The sequence below is a fragment of the Streptomyces sp. NPDC018026 genome (genome assembly GCF_044327745.1).
Lineage (GTDB): Bacteria > Actinomycetota > Actinomycetes > Streptomycetales > Streptomycetaceae > Streptomyces > Streptomyces rubrogriseus.
Window position 1 is genome coordinate 45794 of the sequence record NZ_JBIRFY010000022.1, and the last position, 16820, is coordinate 62613.

Genomic DNA, 16820 nt, shown 5'->3' on the forward strand with positions numbered 1-16820 from the left:
GGTCAGTGTGAGTCCTTCAACAGTTGGCGACAGCTGACCAGACACGCCAATCGATGTACTCTCCGGACGACGCCCTTGACCTGCAGAAGTAGGCAGGGAGCAGATGAATCGGGAGTTTCTTCGTGTTTCGTACAGTGTTCAAGTCCAAGATCCACCGCGCCACCGTCACCCAGGCCGACCTGCACTACGTCGGCTCGGTGACCATCGACGCCGATCTGCTGGACGCCGCCGACCTGCTGCCCGGTGAGCTCGTGCACATCGTGGACATCACCAACGGGGCCCGGCTCGAGACGTACGTCATCGAGGGGGAGCGCGGGTCCGGGGTGATCGGGATCAACGGGGCCGCGGCCCACCTCGTGCACCCCGGTGACCTGGTGATCTTCATCAGCTATGCCCAGGTCGACGACGCCGAGGCGCGGTCGCTGCGGCCCCGGGTCGTGCACGTGGACGGGGACAACCGTATCGTCGGCCTGGGTGCCGACGCGTCGGAGCCGGTACCGGGCTCGGACCAGGAGCGCAGCCCTCGGGCCGTGTCGGCCTGACGTACCGGTGTACTGACCTGCTGACCCCCGCGGGGACGAGGAGCGTGTGGACGTGAGTGACATCGAGATCCGTGACGACCGGGCGGCAGGACGGCTGGAGGCGGTCGCGGCCGGAGAGGTCGTCGGGCACGTCGAGTACTTCGTCCTGGAGGCTCCCGCGAGGGCCCTCGTCCCCGTCCACACGATCGTCGAACCGGCCCACGAGGGCCGGGGCATCGCCGGGTCCCTGGCACGGGAGCTGTACGGGATCGCGCGGCGGGAGGGCGTCGTCGTCGCCCCGCTGTGCCCGTACGTCGTGAAGTGGGCCGAGCGGCATCCGGACGAGGCGCCCGCCGCCGACCCGGAGCTGCTGCGGGCGGCGAAGGAGTGGCTCGTGGCGCATCCCGGGCTGTTCTGATCCCGGACGCGGTGATGAGGTGATGATGAGCGGAGGGGGCGGCGTGCTGGCGCTCTTGCATACCTCGGCCGTTCACGTTCCGGTTTTCGACGCGCTGCGTGACGCGGCGCATCCGGGCCTTGAACTGCGGCATCACGTCGACGCCGGGCTGCTGGAGCGGGCTCGGCGCGAAGGGGCCGAAGCGGTGGCCGACGCCGTCGCGGCCGTGCTGAGGCGGGCAGTGGCGGAAGGGGCGCGCGCCGTACTGTGCACCTGCTCGACCATCGGGGGTGTCGCCGAGGCGGCAGCCGCCGGGGCCGGTGTGCCGGTACTGCGCGTCGACCGGCCCATGGCCGCCGCCGCGGTGGCCGCCGGTCCGCGGGTCCTCGTCCTCGCCGCCCTGGAGAGCACGCTCGCTCCGACGGCGGCACTGATCGCGGAGGAGGCGCGCCGCGCGGACCGGCCCGTGGAGGTGCGGACCCGGCTGGTGGAGGGCGCCTGGTCGCGGTTCGAGGCCGGTGACGGCGAAGGCTACCTGCGCCGGGTTACCGAGGCGGCCGACTCCGTGACCGGCGCCGACGTGATCGTCCTGGCCCAGGCGTCCATGGCGCCCGCCAGGGAGTCGACGCAGGTCCGCGTGCCCGTACTGGCCAGCCCCGCGCCGGGACTGGCGGCCGGGGCGGCGGCGGCCCGCCTGGGCCACTCGGGCCCGGCGGTTCATACGGCTGAGTGAGTGGGGAGGCGGCCGTCGGGTAGGCGGGGGACAAGTCCACAGAGCCGACGTCGACCGACTGGCCGGAGGACAGCGCCATGACGAACCCGTATCCGGATCCCGTCCCGCCCGGGCCCACTCCAGGACCCACCCCCGGTCCGGACCCGGAGCCCCCGCATCCGCACCCGGACCCGGCCTCACCACCGGCTCCCGGTCCGGAGCCGGCCCCTCCGCCGCCGCCCCCGGGCCCCGGTCCGCAACCCACGCCCCAGCCTCCGGGCCCCGGCCCGCAGCCAACCCCTCCGCCCCCCGGCCCCGGCCCGCAGCCGCCGCCCGACCCGCCCGGTCCTCCCGGGCCCTCGCCGTCCCCGATCCCGCCGGGGCCCGAGCCCGTGCCCAGCCCCGAGCCGGGGCCGCCCCTCACCTGAGCGAGGGGCGGCACACACCGGGGGAGGGCACAGGGGGAAAGGGGTTACGCGGTGACCTCCGACCGGTCACCGCCCCACAGCGTGTGGAAGGCGCCGTCCCGGTCCGTCCTGCGGTACGTGTGCGCCCCGAAGAAGTCCCGCTGTCCCTGGGTCAGCGCGGCGGGGAGCCGCTCGGCGCGCAGGGCGTCGTAGTAGGCGAGGGCGGCGGCGAAGCCCGGCGCGGGCACGCCCTGCCGGGTCGCCGCGACCAGGACCTCGCGCCAGTCGTCCTGCGCGGCGGCGATCTCCTGGGCGAACGTCTCGTCCGACAGCAGGCTCGGCAGGTCCGGCCGGGCGTCGTACGCGGCCCGGATGCGGTCCAGGAAGGCCGCCCGGATGATGCAGCCGCCGCGCCAGATCGCGGAGACCGCACCGAGATCGATGTCCCAGCCGTACTCCTCGCTGCCCGCCGCGATCTCGTGGAAGCCCTGCGTGTACGACACGATCTTCGACGCGTACAGCGCCTGCTCTACGCGGTCGGCGAAGGCGGCCGCCTCCGACTCGCCGAGCGGGGACGCCTTCGGGCCGGCCAGGCCGCGCGAGGCGTCACGCAGCGCCGCGTGACCGGACAGGGAGCGGGCGAAGACCGCCTCCGCGATCCCGGACACCGGCACGCCAAGGTCCAGGGCGATCTGCACCGTCCAGCGGCCCGTGCCCTTCTGCTCCGCCTGGTCGACCACCACGTCCACGAACGGCTTGCCCGTCGCCGCGTCCACGTGCGACAGCACCTCCGCCGTGATCTCGATCAGGTACGAGTCCAGGCGGCCGGTGTTCCAGGTCCGGAAGATCTCCGCGATCTGCGCGGGGGAGTACCCGGCGACGTCGCGCAGCAACTGGTACGCCTCGCCGATCAACTGCATGTCGGCGTACTCGATGCCGTTGTGCACCATCTTGACGAAGTGCCCGGCGCCGTCGGGACCGACGTGCGTCACACAGGGCGCCTCGTCCGCGGCCTTCGCCGAGATCTTCTCCAGCATCGGGCCCAGAGACTTGTACGACTCCTTCGAGCCGCCCGGCATGATGCTGGGCCCGTGCAGTGCGCCCTCCTCGCCGCCCGAGATGCCGGTGCCCACGAAATGGATGCCCTGCTCGCGCAGTTCGCGCTCCCGGCGCCGGGTGTCCGCGAAGTGCGCGTTGCCGCCGTCGATGATCATGTCCCCGGGCTCCAGGAGCGGGGCGAACTCCCGGATCACCGCGTCGGTCGGGTCACCGGCCTTCACCATGATCACCAGGCGTCGCGGGCGCTCCAGCGCGGCCACGAACTCCTTGGCGGTCTCGGTCGCCACGAAATCGCCCTCGCTCCCGAACTCCTCCACCAGCGCGTGTGTGCGCGAGGCGGTCCGGTTGTGCACCGCGACCGTGTAGCCGTTGCGGGCGAAGTTGCGGGCGAGGTTGCGGCCCATGACCGCGAGGCCCGTGACGCCGATCTGCGCTGTAGTGCTCATTGGGTTGGCTCCTAGTGACCTTGGTGTCCGTGGTGCCCTGTGTAGGTGGTGCCGGTGCCCGCCAGTATCGCCGGTTTCGCCGCTCGACCATGCTGACGTGCCGGGACGCACGTCGCACTTTCTGCTTCCCGCTCTCCCCCGGAACCTCAGTACGGGCGGAAGGGGCCGGGTGCCTCAGCGGGGCGACCTCTCATCCGGCCAACGGCCGCGCCTTCCCGGCCACTCGGGGTGACCAACCGGCCGGTTGCCGTCTTGTCATGGCCTGTTCGCGGCGCTTACTTTTGCCACTCCTGACGCAATGTCGAGGGGGACCTCCATGGCCGTACGCGGCCGGCACCGCCGGTATCAGCCGAACAGGATCAACCGAGCCTCCCTGACCGTCACCGCGGGGGGTGCGGGACTGGCCCTCCCGCTCGTCGGCACCGGCACGGCCCACGCGGCCGACGTGGAGACCTGGGACAAGGTCGCCGCCTGCGAGTCCACCGACGACTGGGACATCAACACCGGCAACGGCTATTACGGCGGGCTGCAGTTCACCCAGTCCACCTGGGAGGCCTTCGGCGGCACGCGGTACGCCCAGCGGGCCGACCTGGCCACCAGGGAACAGCAGATCGCCGTCGCCGAGAAGGTGCTGGACACGCAGGGCCCCGGCGCCTGGCCGGAGTGCTCGGAGCGGGCCGGACTGACCCGTGGCGGCGACCCGCCCGACATCCGGCCGGCCGGGTCCGCGGTGCCGGCGCAGAAGACGTCGGACTCGGTGAAGGACGTCCAGCCGCAGACCACCCCGCAGTCCCGGGCGGGCAGGGCCAGGATGTACACGGTGGTCACCGGCGACACCCTCTCCGGCATCGCCGACACCCATGAGGTCCGCGGCGGCTGGCAACGGCTGTACCAGGCCAACCGCGGCGCGATCGGCTCCGACCCCGACCTGATCCTGCCCGGCCAGCGCCTGTCGCTGCGCGGCCAGGGGACCGCCAAGGCGTCCGGCACCGAAGCGGGAAGACGGCAGGACAAGCAGCAGTCACGGCAGGACGAGCAGCAGCAGAAACAGCAGCAGAAACAGCAGAAGCAGCAGGACAAGCAGCAGCGGAAACAGCAGAAGCAAGAGCAGAAGCAGAAGCAAGAGCCGAAGGAACAGAAGCGGCAGGAGCAGAAGCAACAGGAGCAGCGGAAGGCGCCGAAGGAGTCGTCCTCCGACAGCGGCAAGGCCAAGGCGGCCGGCAAGGCCACCGCCCAGCGAGCCGTCGTGGCCCCTGTCGACGCCGCCACCGGTACGCCGTACCACCAGGCGGGCTCCTCCTGGTCCAAGGGCTACCACACCGGGGTCGACTTCCCGGTCCCCACCGGCACCTCCGTCAAGTCGGTCGCGGACGGGCGGGTGGTCAGCGCGGGGTGGGGCGGTTCGTACGGCTACCAGGTGGTGGTCCGGCACGGAGACGGCCGCTACTCCCAGTACGCGCACCTCTCGGCGATCTCCGTGAAGAGCGGACAGTCGGTGGGCGCCGGTCAGCGCCTCGGCCGCTCCGGCTCCACGGGCAACGTCACGGGCCCGCATCTGCACTTCGAGGTGCGGACGGGGCCCGGCTTCGGTTCGGACGTCGACCCGGTGGCGTACCTGCGGGCCGGCGGGGTCAGGATCTGATCCGGACCCGTCGGGGGCCGAGCACGCGCGGCGGGACGAACGGGCCGCCGTAGAAGGGGCCGTAGAAGAGCGTCGTGTCGTCGCTCTCCTGCGGTGTCCGGGCTTCGTACGGCTCCTCGGCGGGGGCGGCGTCCGGGACCGGCGGTGCCGCGGGTGACGGCACGAAGACCTTGTCGGACAGCCGGGCCACCTGCGGTACCGGTGCCGCCGCACTCGTCGGCGCCATCGGCTCCCGGACCGGAATACCCTCGACCGGGCCAGCCGCCCGCACCGGCCCGGTTGCCGGCACCGGCTCGGCCGCCCGCACCGGCCCGGTTGTCGCCGTGTCGAGCGCCGCCGCCCCGGCCTCCACAGGGGCCACCGGCTCCCCGGCCAGGGCCGTGGACTCGTCGGCCAGGGCCGGGGACTCGTCGGTACCGGCGCCCTCCCGCGCGATGCGCTCCGTCGTCAGCATGATCAGCCCACCGGCGGCCACCACACCGCAGCTCAGGGCCAGCACCGTGCCGGTCGTGCCGTAGCGGAACGTCTCGCCGAACATCGTGATGCCGACGATGGCGGCCACCACCGGGTTCACGACCGTCAGCATGGCCAGTGGGGCGGCGAGACCGGCGCCCCGGTAGGAGGCCTGGGACAGCACCATGCCGGCCGTGGCGAGTATGCCGATCACGGCCAGCGACGGCAGATCACCGGCCGACACGCCGCCGTTCCAGTCGACCGCGACCGTCTTGGTGAAGACCGAGGACATGCCGAACGCTATGCCGGACGCGGTCGCCAGCAGGATGCTGCGGACCGCCGGGTGCCGGTGCGCGGCCCGGCCGGCAATGGTCAGCGCGACGATCGCGCCGCCGGTGACCAGTGCCGCCCCGACCCGCTGCGCCGTGTCCAGCGACTGCGCGTCGGAGGCACCGACCAGGGACAGCAGACCGGCGAGTCCCACCGTGGCCATCAGCGCGCCCCGCCAGGCCGTCGCACCGGCCCTGCGGCCCACGAAGAGCGCCGCCATGGGCAGCGCGAAGACGATGGTGAGCGCTCCCAGCGGCTGCACCAGACTCAGCGGACCGAGCGCCAGGGCGACCACGTGCAGCAGACCGCCCAGGCCGTTGAGCGAGACCGCCGCCCACCAGGCGGGCCGGCGCAGCGGAGCGTACTGAGCACCCGGGGACGACGCCGCGACGCGCTCCTGCACGATCGCGCCGCCCGCGTAGGCCACGGCGGAGACGAGCGACAGCAGCACGGACAACGCGAGGGCGCTCATCGGCTGCTCCTCTGCGTGAGGCGGGGGCGCTGGGCCCGGCGCGGCGATCGGTCGTCATCCATGGACAACACGATGCCGTCTCAGGATCTTCCCGTCGTCGTCCCTGAGCATTCTTTGGGTCCTACTACCGATGGAGTACGACGGCGCCGCCGTCCTCCCCAGGGTGGGCGACTTCCGACCCCGACCCCTGGCCCAGTCCCCTAAGGGCCCTGATACTACTGCTCTCCGTGGACCTCGACGCCGCCCTCTCCGCCCTCCGCCCGCTCGGCGGCTTCTCGGTCCTGCGCGTCTCGCGGACCGCGCCGGCACGGCGGCCCGCCGCCCTCGCGCCCCTCGCACACGTCTACGCACCCGAGTACGGAGACGGGGTGGCGGATGTTCAGGTTCCGCTCGAGCTTTCCGACCCGCTGGACCGTCGTGTCCGCAGGGTCGCCACCGTGCTCGGCGCTCCCGAGGCCCGGGTCGCCGCCTCCGTGGCCCAGCAGGGACTCGCGGCCCGCCTGTGGTCGGTGACCCTGGCCTGCGCCGTCCTGTACGGACAGGTCCCGGACCTCGACCCCCGCCTGCTGCACTGGGACCCCGAGGCCACCGCACCCGACGACCTGTGGCTCACCGAGGTGCGCGCCCGGCCGGGGGACGGCGACACCGTCGGGGACGTTGTCCTCACCACCCACCTGGCCCCCCTCGCCGAGGCCGTGCACACCCGCTACGGCGTGGCGACCGGACTGCTGCGCGGCAACGCGGCCTCCGCCCTGGCCGGCGCCGGCCGGGAACTGGACCGCTGGGCCCGCCGACACGGCCGTACGGACACCGCCGCCCGGGCCCGGTCGCTCACCGCCGGCCTGCTGGCCCACCCCCTGCTCGCCGGCACCGGGACGCTCACCGGCACGTCCTTCCGGCGCCGCAGCTGCTGCCTGTACTACCGGGTGCCGGGCGGGGGCGTCTGCGGCGACTGCTGCTTCCCGAGCCCGCCGGGCCCCGCCCGTTCCCCGCGCACGCCCGAGCCCGCCCGTTCCCCGCGCCCGCCCGAGTCCGGCAGCCTCCCGCGCCCGCCGGCGCCCTGAGGGCCACCGCCCCCTCCGCGTCCTCCGCGCTCTTCCCCAGGCGCCCGCTCTGGGTGACCATGAGGGAACCAGCCGCCGAGACGGGAGGTTCCGGGTGCGCGTGGGACTGCTGACCCGAGAGTTCCCGCCGGACGTCTACGGCGGCGCCGGAGTCCACGTCGAGTTCCTCGCCCGGGAGCTCGCCCGCCTCGTCGACCTGGACGTGCACAGCTGGGGCGAGGGCCGCAGCGACGGCGTGCTGCGCCACCGCCCCTGGTCCGCGCTCGACGGCGCCAACGACGCGCTGCGCACCTTCTCCGTGGACCTCGCCATGACCGCCGCCCTCGAAGGGCGCGAACTGGTGCACTCCCACACCTGGTACGCCAACCTCGGCGGCCACCTCGCCAAGCTCCTGCACGGCGTCCCGCACGTGGTGACCGCCCACTCCCTGGAGCCCCTGCGCCCCTGGAAGGCCGAGCAGCTGGGCGGGGGCTACGTCCTGTCCGGCTGGGCCGAACGCACCGCGTTCGAGGCGGCTGACGCGGTGATCGCCGTCTCCGGCGCCATGCGCGAGGACATCCTCGGCTGCTACCCGGACCTCGACGCCTCCCGGGTCCATGTCGTGCACAACGGCATCGACACCCGGCTCTACCGGCCCGACCACGGCACCGACGTGCTGGACCGGGTCGGCCTGGACCGCTCCCGCCCGTACGTCCTGTTCGTCGGCCGCATCACCCGTCAGAAGGGCGTGCCCCATCTGCTGCGCGCGGCCCGGGACATCGACCCCGCCGCGCAGGTCGTGCTGTGCGCGGGTGCCCCGGACACCCCCGAGACCGACCAGGAGTTCCGGGATCTCTTCGCCGGGCTGAGCCGCGCCCGCGAGGGCGTGCACTGGATTCCGGGCATGCTGCCGCGCACGGAAGTGATCCAGCTCCTGACGCACGCCGCCGTCTTCGTCTGCCCCTCCGTGTACGAGCCCCTCGGCATCGTCAACCTGGAGGCGATGGCCTGCGGCACCCCGGTGGTGGCCTCCCGGGTGGGCGGCATCCCCGAGGTCGTGGCCGACGGCGTGACGGGGGTACTGGTCCCGAGGGAGGACGGTGCGGACGACGCCTTCGAGGCGGGTCTCGCCCGCGCCCTGGACTCCGTCCTCGGCGATGCGGCGGCCGCCCGGCGGATGGGCGGGGCGGGCCGGGAGCGCGCGGTGCGGGAGTTCGGCTGGGACGCGGTCGCGCGCCGCACGGTCCGGCTCTACGAGGAGATCCTCAAGCGGGCTTGAGCCGCCCCGCCCGGGGCGGCCGAGGGTGAACGAGGGTGAGGGGAGCGGCCATGCGTCGTGGAGGTCCTTCGGTGCTCGGCATCGTGCTGGCGGGCGGAGAGGGAAAACGCCTGATGCCCCTGACCGCGGACCGCGCCAAACCCGCGGTCACCTTCGGCGGCACCTACCGCCTGGTCGACTTCGTGCTGTCCAACCTGGTCAACGGCGACATCCTGCGGATCTGTGTGCTCACGCAGTACAAGTCGCACTCCCTGGACCGGCACATCACCACCACCTGGCGGATGTCCAGCCTGCTCGGCAACTACGTGACACCGGTCCCCGCCCAGCAGCGCCTCGGCCCGCGCTGGTTCCTCGGCAGCGCCGACGCGATCCTGCAGTCCCTCAACCTGGTGCACGACGAACAGCCCGAGTACGTGGCGGTGTTCGGCGCCGACCACGTGTACCGGATGGACCCGCGCCAGATGCTCGCCCAGCACATCGAGTCCGGGGCGGGTGTCACGGTCGCGGGGATACGGGTGCCGCGCGCCGAGTCGCCGTCCTTCGGCGTGATCACGCCGGGCTCGGACGGGCAGACCGTCACCGGTTTCCTGGAGAAGCCCGCCGACCCGCCCGGCCTGGCCGACGACCCCGGGTGCGTCTTCGCCTCGATGGGCAACTACGTCTTCACCACCAAGGCCCTCGTGGAGGCCCTGCACCGGGACGCCGAGGACGAGAACTCCGTGCACGACATGGGTGGTTCGATCCTGCCCCGGCTCACCGACCGGGGCGAGGCCGCGCTGTACGACTTCAGCGCCAACCACGTCCCCGGGGAGACCGCCCGGGACCAGGGGTACTGGCGGGACGTGGGCACGCTGGACGCCTACTACGACGCCCACATGGACCTGATCGCCGAGCGGCCCGCCTTCAACCTCTACAACCGGGACTGGCCGGTCTACACCCACTCCACCCAGCTCTCCCCGGCCCGCTTCAACGCCGGGGGCATCGCCAGCGAGTCGATCGTCAGCGCCGGTTGCCTGATCCGGGGCCAGGTCACCCGGTCCGTGCTCTCCCCGGGCGTGCTGGTCGATCCGGGTGCCGTCGTGCAGGGCTCGGTGCTGCACGACAACGTGCACATCGGCCGCGGTGCGGTGGTGCGCGGGGCGGTCCTCGACAAGAACGTGGAGGTGCCGCCGGGCGCGACGATCGGCGTCAACCCGCAGCGGGACGGCGAGTTGTACACCGTCTCCAAGGGCGGCGTGATCGCGCTGGGCAAGGGGCAGCGGGTGCCGTGACGGACACCCGCCCGGACGGGCGAGGGGACGGGCGACGGCTCCGGGCGCGTGTGATACGCGCGTTGAGCCCGGGGCCGTTGTCATGTCCCTGGACGTCAAGCGGAATCCGTGTTGTCATGCCTCTGCACCGCTGCCGTTACATCGATGTATGACATCGATGTCCTGAGCCATCAGCCACCACCCGTTCTCGAGGAGAGGGTCCGTGCGCACCAAACGACTCAGAGACAAACTCGCCCTGTTGCTGGCCGCCGCCCTCGGCGTCGCGGGACTCGCCGCCGTGCCGGCCGCCAACGCGGCCGACCCGGCGGGCACCGGCGACACCGCGGAGATCCACGGTCTGAAGGGCGAGTACTACACCCAGTCCGCCCCCGGCGCCTTCGACTTCCACGAGCTCAAGGCCACCGGATTCGACCCGCAGGTCGACTTCAACACCCTTGAGCCGCGACTCGCCTTCGCCACCGGGCAGTCGGACGACGTGAGCGTCCGCTGGACCGGCAAGCTCGTCCCGGAGGAGACCGGCGCCCACACCTTCTCGATCATCGGCGACAACGGCTTCCGCCTCTGGATCGGCGGGCAGCTCGCCATCGACCACTGGGTCGACGACTGGGACCGCGAACAGACCGCCCAGCCGATCGAGCTGACGGCCGGCCAGTCCTACGACATCAAGCTGGAGTACTTCGAGCACTACGGCGGCTCCAACCTCCACCTGCGCTGGACCGAGCCCGGCGGCAGCAAGGAGGCGATCCCGCAGTCGGCGTTCCGCCTGCCCGACGGCTTCGACTACAACGGTGCGACGGCGACCACCGTCCAGTCCACCGGCCGCACCCTCAAGCTGGACTTCGCGAGCCCGCTGACCGCGCCCCCGGCCGGTCTGACCGACCACCTCGAAGCCGTGATCGGCGGCGCCACGTGGCCGCTCGGCGAGACCAAGCTCGACCCCGCCGACCCCAGCGCCCTGCTCGTCGCCCTCGACCAGCCCGTCGTCGGCAACAAGAACGGCGACGCCCCCGGCACCGCCGACGTCCGCTACGACGGCGAAGGCGGCCTCACCGACACCGAAGGCAACGTTGTCAACGCCTTCTGGAGCAGCGGCGGCAACGAGTCCACCTACGAGCTGCGCACCGACTGGGCCGACGAGGTCGGGCCGGACAACGCCCTCCCGGAGTACCCGCGCCCGCAACTGACCCGCGACGACTGGCAGAACCTCAACGGCCGCTGGCAGTTCGCCGCCGCGGAGGCGGGCGAGCAGCCGCCGGTCGGCAAGAACCTGAAGGAGCGCATCCTCGTCCCGTACCCGGTGGAGTCGCAGCTCTCCGGCATCCAGCGGCACGAGGACCGCATGTGGTACCGCCGCACCTTCACCGTGCCCCGCGACTGGCACATCGGCTCCGCCCAGCGGCTGAAGCTGAACTTCGGCGCCGTCGACTGGCAGTCCGAGGTGTACGTCAACGGCACCAAGGTCGCCGACCACAAGGGCGGTTACGACAAGTTCGGCGCCGACGTCACCGACGCCCTCAAGCCCGGCCGCACCCAGGAGCTGATCGTCGGCGTCTACGACCCGACCGACGCGGCGAACGGCGAGAACCCGCCGCTCGGCAAGCAGCGCCTGGACCCGAGCGGCATCTGGTACACGCCCAGCTCCGGCATCTGGCAGACCGTCTGGATGGAGCCGGTCGCCCGGGACCACGTGGACTCCCTCAAGCTCACCCCGCACGTCGACGGCGCGGCGAGCACCCTGACCGTCGAGCCCAAGGGCGTGCGCGACGGCGTACGCGTCAGGGCCACGGCGTACGCCGGGCACCGCGAGGTCGCCACGGTGAGCGGCCGCACCGGCGAGCCGCTGACCCTGAAGATTCGCGACCCGCGCCAGTGGTCGCCCGACGACCCGTTCCTGTACGACCTGAAGGTCACCGTCGGGCGCGACCACGTCGAGAGCTACTTCGGGATGCGCTCCATCGCCGTCGAGAAGGTGAACGGCGTCCCGCGCACCCTGCTCAACGGGAAGCCCACCTTCCTGATGGCCACCCTCGACCAGGGCTTCTGGCCGGACGGACTGCACACCGCGCCCACCGACGAGGCCCTCGCGTACGACCTCAGGCTGCACAAGCAGCTCGGCTTCAACTCGGTGCGCAAGCACATCAAGGTCGAGCCCGACCGCTGGTTCTACTGGGCGGACAAGCTGGGCCTGATGGTGTGGCAGGACATGCCCGCGATGACCGCCGGGAAGAACCCGTCGACCGCCGCCCGCGCCGAGTACGAGCGGGAGATGAAGGAGATGATCGACGAGCACGTCAGCCACCCGTCGATCATCATGTGGGTCACCTTCAACGAGGGCTGGGGCCAGTACGACATCGGCCGCGTCGCAGAGCAGGCAAAGGCCTGGGACCCGACCCGGCTCGTCAACAACCAGTCGGGCCTGAACCTCGGGGCCGACGGCGGCGCCGGCGACATCATGGACGAGCACGGCTACCCGAGCCCCGCGCTGCCGCCCTCCCCGGACGGCGAACGCGCCCTGGTCACCGGCGAGTACGGCGGCCTCGGCCTGGCGGTGCCCGGACACGCCTGGTCCGTGCAGCAGTCGTACGTCGACGTCGACCCGCAGACGTACACGGACGACTACCTCACCAAGCTCGACGAGGTGCGCGCCCTGGTCTGCCGGGGCAGCAACGGCGCCGTGTACACCCAGATCTCGGACGTCGAAGGCGAGCTGAACGGCCTGACGACGTACGACCGCAAGGTGCTCAAGCCGGACGTCGAGCGGGTGAAGGCCGCCCATGAGGCACTCATCCACGACGCGTCCCGGCCCACCCCTGCGGGCTGCACCGACTGATCACCCGCACCCGAAGCGGAACCGCACGACACAGCAGACCTTCCGGAGGTCACCGCACATGAGAGGCACCCGGCGTCTGCGGCTGTGCGTGGCCGGGGTGGTGGCAGCGTCCGCGCTGCTCACCGCCCCGGCGGCGCAGGCCGTCCCGACGACCGCCCCGCACCTGACCGACCTCGTGAACCCCTTCATAGGGACCGAGAACGAGGGCAACACCTACCCCGGCGCCGCCGTGCCCTTCGGCATGGTGCAGTTCTCGCCGGACACCGGCCACAACACCGGCTACGACCACTCCGACACCCACATCCGCGGCTTCTCCCTGGTCCACCTCTCCGGCGTCGGCTGCGGGCTCGGCGGCGACCTGCCGGTGCTGCCGACCACCGGGGACGTCACCGAGACGGACTACGCGAAGTACGCCGCCTCCTTCAGCCACGACGACGAGGAGGCGAGCCCCGGCTACTACCGCGTCGGCCTCGACTCCGGCGTCGACGCGGAGCTGACCGCCACCGAACGCACCGGCGTGCAGCGCTACACCTTCCCGGCCACCGACAAGGCCAACGTCCTGCTCAACGCCGGCCAGTCGCTGCACAGGAACATCAGCACCAAGGTCGAGGTGCTCGACAGCCGCACCGTGCGCACCGCGATCACCGGCAGCGGCTTCTGCCAGGACACGAAGCCGTACACCGTCTACACGATCACCCGCTTCGACCGTCCCTTCGCCTCCTACGGCACCTGGGACGACGGCACCGTGACCGCGGGCGCGAAGAGCGGCGGGGACGGCGCCTACGTCCGCTTCGACACCACGAAGGACCGCACCGTCGAGGCCACCACCGCGCTGTCCTACGTGGACGCGCGCGGCGCCGCGCTCAACCTGCGCGCCGAGGGCGGGCACTCCTTCGACTCCGTGCGCCGCGCTGCCGACCGCACCTGGGAGAAGCGGCTGGCGGACGTCCGGGTCCGTGGGGGCGACGACACCCTGCGCCGCACCTTCTACTCGTCCCTGTACCGGTCCTTCCTGGCCCCCAACGTCGGCAGCGACGTCGACGGCCGCTACACCGGCTGGGACCAGCAGATCCACCGCGCCAAGGGCTTCACGTACTACCAGAACTGGTCCCTGTGGGACACCTACCGCACCCAGTCCCAGCTCCTCGCCCTGCTCGCACCCCGCGAGGCTCGCGACATGGCCATCTCCGTCATCAAGATCGACGAGGAGAGCGGCTGGCTGCCCAAGTGGGGCTACGGCACCGTCGAGACCAACATCATGACGGGCGACCCGGTGACCCCCTTCCTCACCAACGCCTACCAGCAGGGCCTGCTGCACGGCTGGGAGGAGAAGGCCTACCGGGCGCTGAGGAAGAACGCGGACGGGGTCCCGCCCGCCGACTCGCCGGCCGTCGGCCGGGAGGCCAACCGCGAGTACCTCGCCGAGGGTTTCGCGCCGTACGTCAAGGGCCGCCCGCACGCCAAGCCGGGCGACTCCGACTACGACCACGGCGCGTCCGCGACCCTGGAGTACGCCCTGTCCGACGCCATGCTCTCCCGCATGGCCCGCGACCTCGGCCACGACGCGGACGCGCAGCGGTACGCCGAGCGCGCCCAGAGCTACCGCAACGTCTTCGACCCCTCGACCGGCTTCTTCCGCGCCCGCGACGCCGAGGGCGCCTTCACCGGGCCGGCCGACCCGGCGCAGAGCGAGGGCTTCCACGAGGGCACGTCCTGGCAGTACCAGTGGCTGGTGCCGCAGGACCTGCCCGGCATGATCGACCTCATCGGCGGGACCGAGGCGGCGAACGCGCGGCTCGACTCCTTCTTCGCCTACGACCAGCTCCTCGCCGACCCGGCGAAGACGGCCCGCGAGGTGTGGGTCAACGGGCCGTACGACTACTACAACGCCGACAAGTACAACCCGCAGAACGAACCCGACCTCATCGCCCCGTACACCTACCTGTCGACCGGGCAGCCCTGGAAGACGACCGACGTGGTGCACGCGGCGCTCACCCTGTTCACGGACACGCCGACCGGTATGACCGGCAACGACGACCTCGGGACCATGTCCGCGTGGAACGTGCTGTCCTCGATCGGGATCTTCCCGATCCAGCCCGGCTACGACACCTGGGGCCTGTCCACCCCGGTCTTCGACCGCGTCGACCTCACCCTCGACCGCCGCTACTACCCGCGCGGCGCCCTGACGATCACCGCGCCCGGTACCTCGGACACCGACCGGTACGTCCAGTCGGCCCGCACCGACGGCTCGGCCTACGCCCGGACGTGGCTGACGACGGACGCCCTGCGCTCCGTGCGGTCGCTCGCGTTCACGGTCGGCCCGCAGCCGTCCGGGTGGGGTACCGGGGCGGAGGCGGTGCCGCCGCCGCTGACCTGAGCCGACGCGAGCTCAGGCGCCCCATGAGCCACAGCAGTCCCGCCCCTGCCGAAAGGGGCGGGACTTTAATCTCTTGTTAACTGTGCGTAGCTTGATCGTACTTGACCGTAATCGTCGGAGAGCGATTGACTGCTTGTCCACCCGTTGTCCATCCACCGCCCATGCGTCGTCCTTGCGAGGCAAGCCCTTGACTCCCGATCCGCTCGCTCCCCTCGACCTCGCGTTCTGGAACATCGAGTCCGCCGAGCACCCCATGCACCTGGGCGCGCTCGGCGTCTTCGAGGCCGACTCGCCCACCGCGGGCGCGCTCGCGGCGGACCTGCTCGCGGCCCGCGCCCCCGCGGTGCCCGGACTGCGGATGAGGATCCGGGACACCTGGCAGCCGCCGCTGGCCCTGCGCCGGCCGTTCGCGTTCGGCGGCGCGACCCGCGAGCCCGACCCCCGCTTCGACCCGCTCGACCACGTGCGGCTGCACGCCCCGGCCACGGACTTCCACGCCCGGGCCGGACGCCTGATGGAACGCCCCCTGGAGCGCGGACGGCCCCCGTGGGAGGCGCACGTGCTGCCGGGCGCCGACGGCGGCTCCTTCGCCGTGCTGTTCAAGTTCCACCACGCCCTGGCCGACGGTCTGCGCGCCCTGACCCTGGCCGCGGGCGTCCTCGACCCGATGGACCTGCCGGCGCCCCGGCCCCGCCCCGAGCAGCCGCCGCGCGGACTCCTGCCGGACGTGCGCGCCCTGCCCGACCGGCTGCGCGGCGCCCTGTCCGACGCCGGGCGCGCCCTGGACATCGGCGCCGCGGCGGCGCTGTCCACCCTCGACGTGCGTTCCTCGCCCGCGCTCACCGCCGCGTCCTCCGGGACCCGCCGGACCGCGGGGGTGTCCGTCGACCTCGACGACGTGCACCACGTCCGCAAGACCACCGGCGGCACCGTCAACGACGTACTGATCGCGGTCGTCGCGGGCGCCCTGCGCCGCTGGCTGGACGAGCGCGGCGACGGCAGCGAGGGCGTCGCGCCGCGCGCCCTCATCCCCGTCTCCAAACGCCGCCCGCGCAGCGCCCACCCACAGGGCAACCGGCTCTCCGGGTACCTGATACGGCTTCCGGTCGGCGATCCCGACCCGCTCTCCCGCCTCGGCACGGTCCGCGCCGCCATGGACCGCAACAAGGACGCCGGGCCCGGACGCGGCGCCGGAGCCGTCGCCCTGCTCGCCGACCACGTCCCGGCGCTCGGCCACCGGCTGGGCGGGCCACTGGTCTCCGGGGCCGCCCGGCTCTGGTTCGACCTCCTGGTCACCAGCGTGCCCCTGCCCAGCCTCGGGCTGCGGCTGGGCGGGCACCCGCTCACCGAGGTCTATCCGCTGGCCCCGCTGGCCCGCGGCCACTCCCTGGCGGTGGCCGTCTCGACGTACCGCGGACGGGTCCACTACGGCCTGCTCGCGGACGCGAAGGCGGTACCCGACCTCGACCGGTTCGCAATGGCGGTGGCCGAGGAGGTGGAGACGTTGCTCACGGCGTGCCGTCCCTGACCCCGACGGGTTTGGATCCAGGCCGCGCGCTGAATAAAATCCGCTGTTCGACA

Annotated in this window: 12 protein-coding genes; 10 read left to right on the plus strand and 2 right to left on the minus strand. The window is 72.4% G+C overall.

The genetic code is table 11. From position 1 onward, the window contains the following. The first annotated feature begins 122 nt into the window (after nucleotides 1–122). From panD to ACH4D3_RS38590, 3 genes are read left to right on the plus strand one after another with little or no spacing between them, the layout of a single operon-like run. Nucleotides 123–542, plus strand: coding sequence for an aspartate 1-decarboxylase (gene panD / locus ACH4D3_RS38580; protein ID WP_398332448.1), 420 nt, complete (start codon nucleotides 123–125; stop codon nucleotides 540–542). 52 nt (nucleotides 543–594) lie between these two features. Beyond that, the gene (locus tag ACH4D3_RS38585) at nucleotides 595–939 is read left to right on the plus strand and encodes a GNAT family N-acetyltransferase (RefSeq protein WP_398332449.1); all 345 of its coding nucleotides are present in this window, start codon (nucleotides 595–597) and stop codon (nucleotides 937–939) included. Between the two features lie 43 nt (nucleotides 940–982). Next, a complete protein-coding gene (locus tag ACH4D3_RS38590) occupies nucleotides 983–1651 on the plus strand; it encodes an aspartate/glutamate racemase family protein (protein WP_398332450.1) in 669 nt (222 codons plus the stop codon). Between the two features lie 451 nt (nucleotides 1652–2102). Here the strand turns inward: ACH4D3_RS38590 and gndA are convergent, their stop codons facing one another. Continuing rightward, nucleotides 2103–3542, minus strand: a complete 1440-nt coding sequence (gndA, locus tag ACH4D3_RS38595) for an NADP-dependent phosphogluconate dehydrogenase (RefSeq protein WP_398332451.1) — start codon at nucleotides 3540–3542, stop codon at nucleotides 2103–2105. A gap of 316 nt (nucleotides 3543–3858) precedes the next feature. Between gndA and ACH4D3_RS38600 the strand changes: the two genes are divergently transcribed. Continuing rightward, entirely contained in the window at nucleotides 3859–5184 is a 1326-nt protein-coding gene (locus ACH4D3_RS38600; RefSeq protein WP_398332452.1) for a transglycosylase family protein, read from the plus strand. On the opposite strand, the gene ACH4D3_RS38605 is transcribed toward ACH4D3_RS38600, so the two are convergent. Next, on the minus strand, nucleotides 5174–6439 hold the full coding sequence (locus ACH4D3_RS38605; RefSeq protein ID WP_398332453.1) for a DMT family transporter: 1266 nt from the start codon (nucleotides 6437–6439) through the stop codon (nucleotides 5174–5176). The two genes, ACH4D3_RS38600 and ACH4D3_RS38605, sit on opposite strands and share 11 nt — an antisense overlap. Nucleotides 6440–6666: 227 nt before the next feature. Between ACH4D3_RS38605 and ACH4D3_RS38610 the strand changes: the two genes are divergently transcribed. The 6 genes from ACH4D3_RS38610 to ACH4D3_RS38635 all read left to right on the plus strand — a co-directional run bounded on the left by ACH4D3_RS38610 (nucleotide 6667) and on the right by ACH4D3_RS38635 (nucleotide 16767). Next, nucleotides 6667–7503, plus strand: coding sequence for a (2Fe-2S)-binding protein (locus ACH4D3_RS38610; RefSeq protein ID WP_398332454.1), 837 nt, complete (start codon nucleotides 6667–6669; stop codon nucleotides 7501–7503). 94 nt (nucleotides 7504–7597) lie between these two features. Then, complete coding sequence (gene glgA / locus ACH4D3_RS38615; protein WP_398332455.1) at nucleotides 7598–8761, plus strand: glycogen synthase; 1164 nt, start codon at nucleotides 7598–7600, stop codon at nucleotides 8759–8761. A gap of 50 nt (nucleotides 8762–8811) precedes the next feature. Then, the gene (gene glgC, locus ACH4D3_RS38620; protein ID WP_398332456.1) at nucleotides 8812–10032 is read left to right on the plus strand and encodes a glucose-1-phosphate adenylyltransferase; all 1221 of its coding nucleotides are present in this window, start codon (nucleotides 8812–8814) and stop codon (nucleotides 10030–10032) included. Between the two features lie 202 nt (nucleotides 10033–10234). Continuing rightward, on the plus strand, nucleotides 10235–12862 hold the full coding sequence (locus ACH4D3_RS38625; RefSeq protein ID WP_398332457.1) for a PA14 domain-containing protein: 2628 nt from the start codon (nucleotides 10235–10237) through the stop codon (nucleotides 12860–12862). A 58-nt stretch (nucleotides 12863–12920) separates the two neighbouring features. Then, entirely contained in the window at nucleotides 12921–15239 is a 2319-nt protein-coding gene (locus tag ACH4D3_RS38630; RefSeq protein WP_398332458.1) for a GH92 family glycosyl hydrolase, read from the plus strand. 187 nt (nucleotides 15240–15426) lie between these two features. Beyond that, nucleotides 15427–16767 carry a wax ester/triacylglycerol synthase family O-acyltransferase gene (locus tag ACH4D3_RS38635; protein ID WP_398332459.1) on the plus strand — a complete coding sequence of 447 codons (1341 nt, stop codon included), beginning with the start codon at nucleotides 15427–15429 and terminating at the stop codon, nucleotides 16765–16767. The last annotated feature ends 53 nt before the right edge of the window (nucleotides 16768–16820 follow it).

Bases quoted from the DNA above. Each gene is read 5' to 3' on its own strand.
- gndA (WP_398332451.1), bottom strand. From the start codon at position 3,542: ATGAGCACTACAGCGCAGATCGGCGTCACGGGCCTCGCGGTCATGGGC.
- ACH4D3_RS38600 (WP_398332452.1), top strand. From the start codon at position 3,859: ATGGCCGTACGCGGCCGGCACCGCCGGTATCAGCCGAACAGGATCAAC.
- ACH4D3_RS38605 (WP_398332453.1), bottom strand. From the start codon at position 6,439: ATGAGCGCCCTCGCGTTGTCCGTGCTGCTGTCGCTCGTCTCCGCCGTG.
- glgC (WP_398332456.1), top strand. From the start codon at position 8,812: ATGCGTCGTGGAGGTCCTTCGGTGCTCGGCATCGTGCTGGCGGGCGGA.
- ACH4D3_RS38630 (WP_398332458.1), top strand. From the start codon at position 12,921: ATGAGAGGCACCCGGCGTCTGCGGCTGTGCGTGGCCGGGGTGGTGGCA.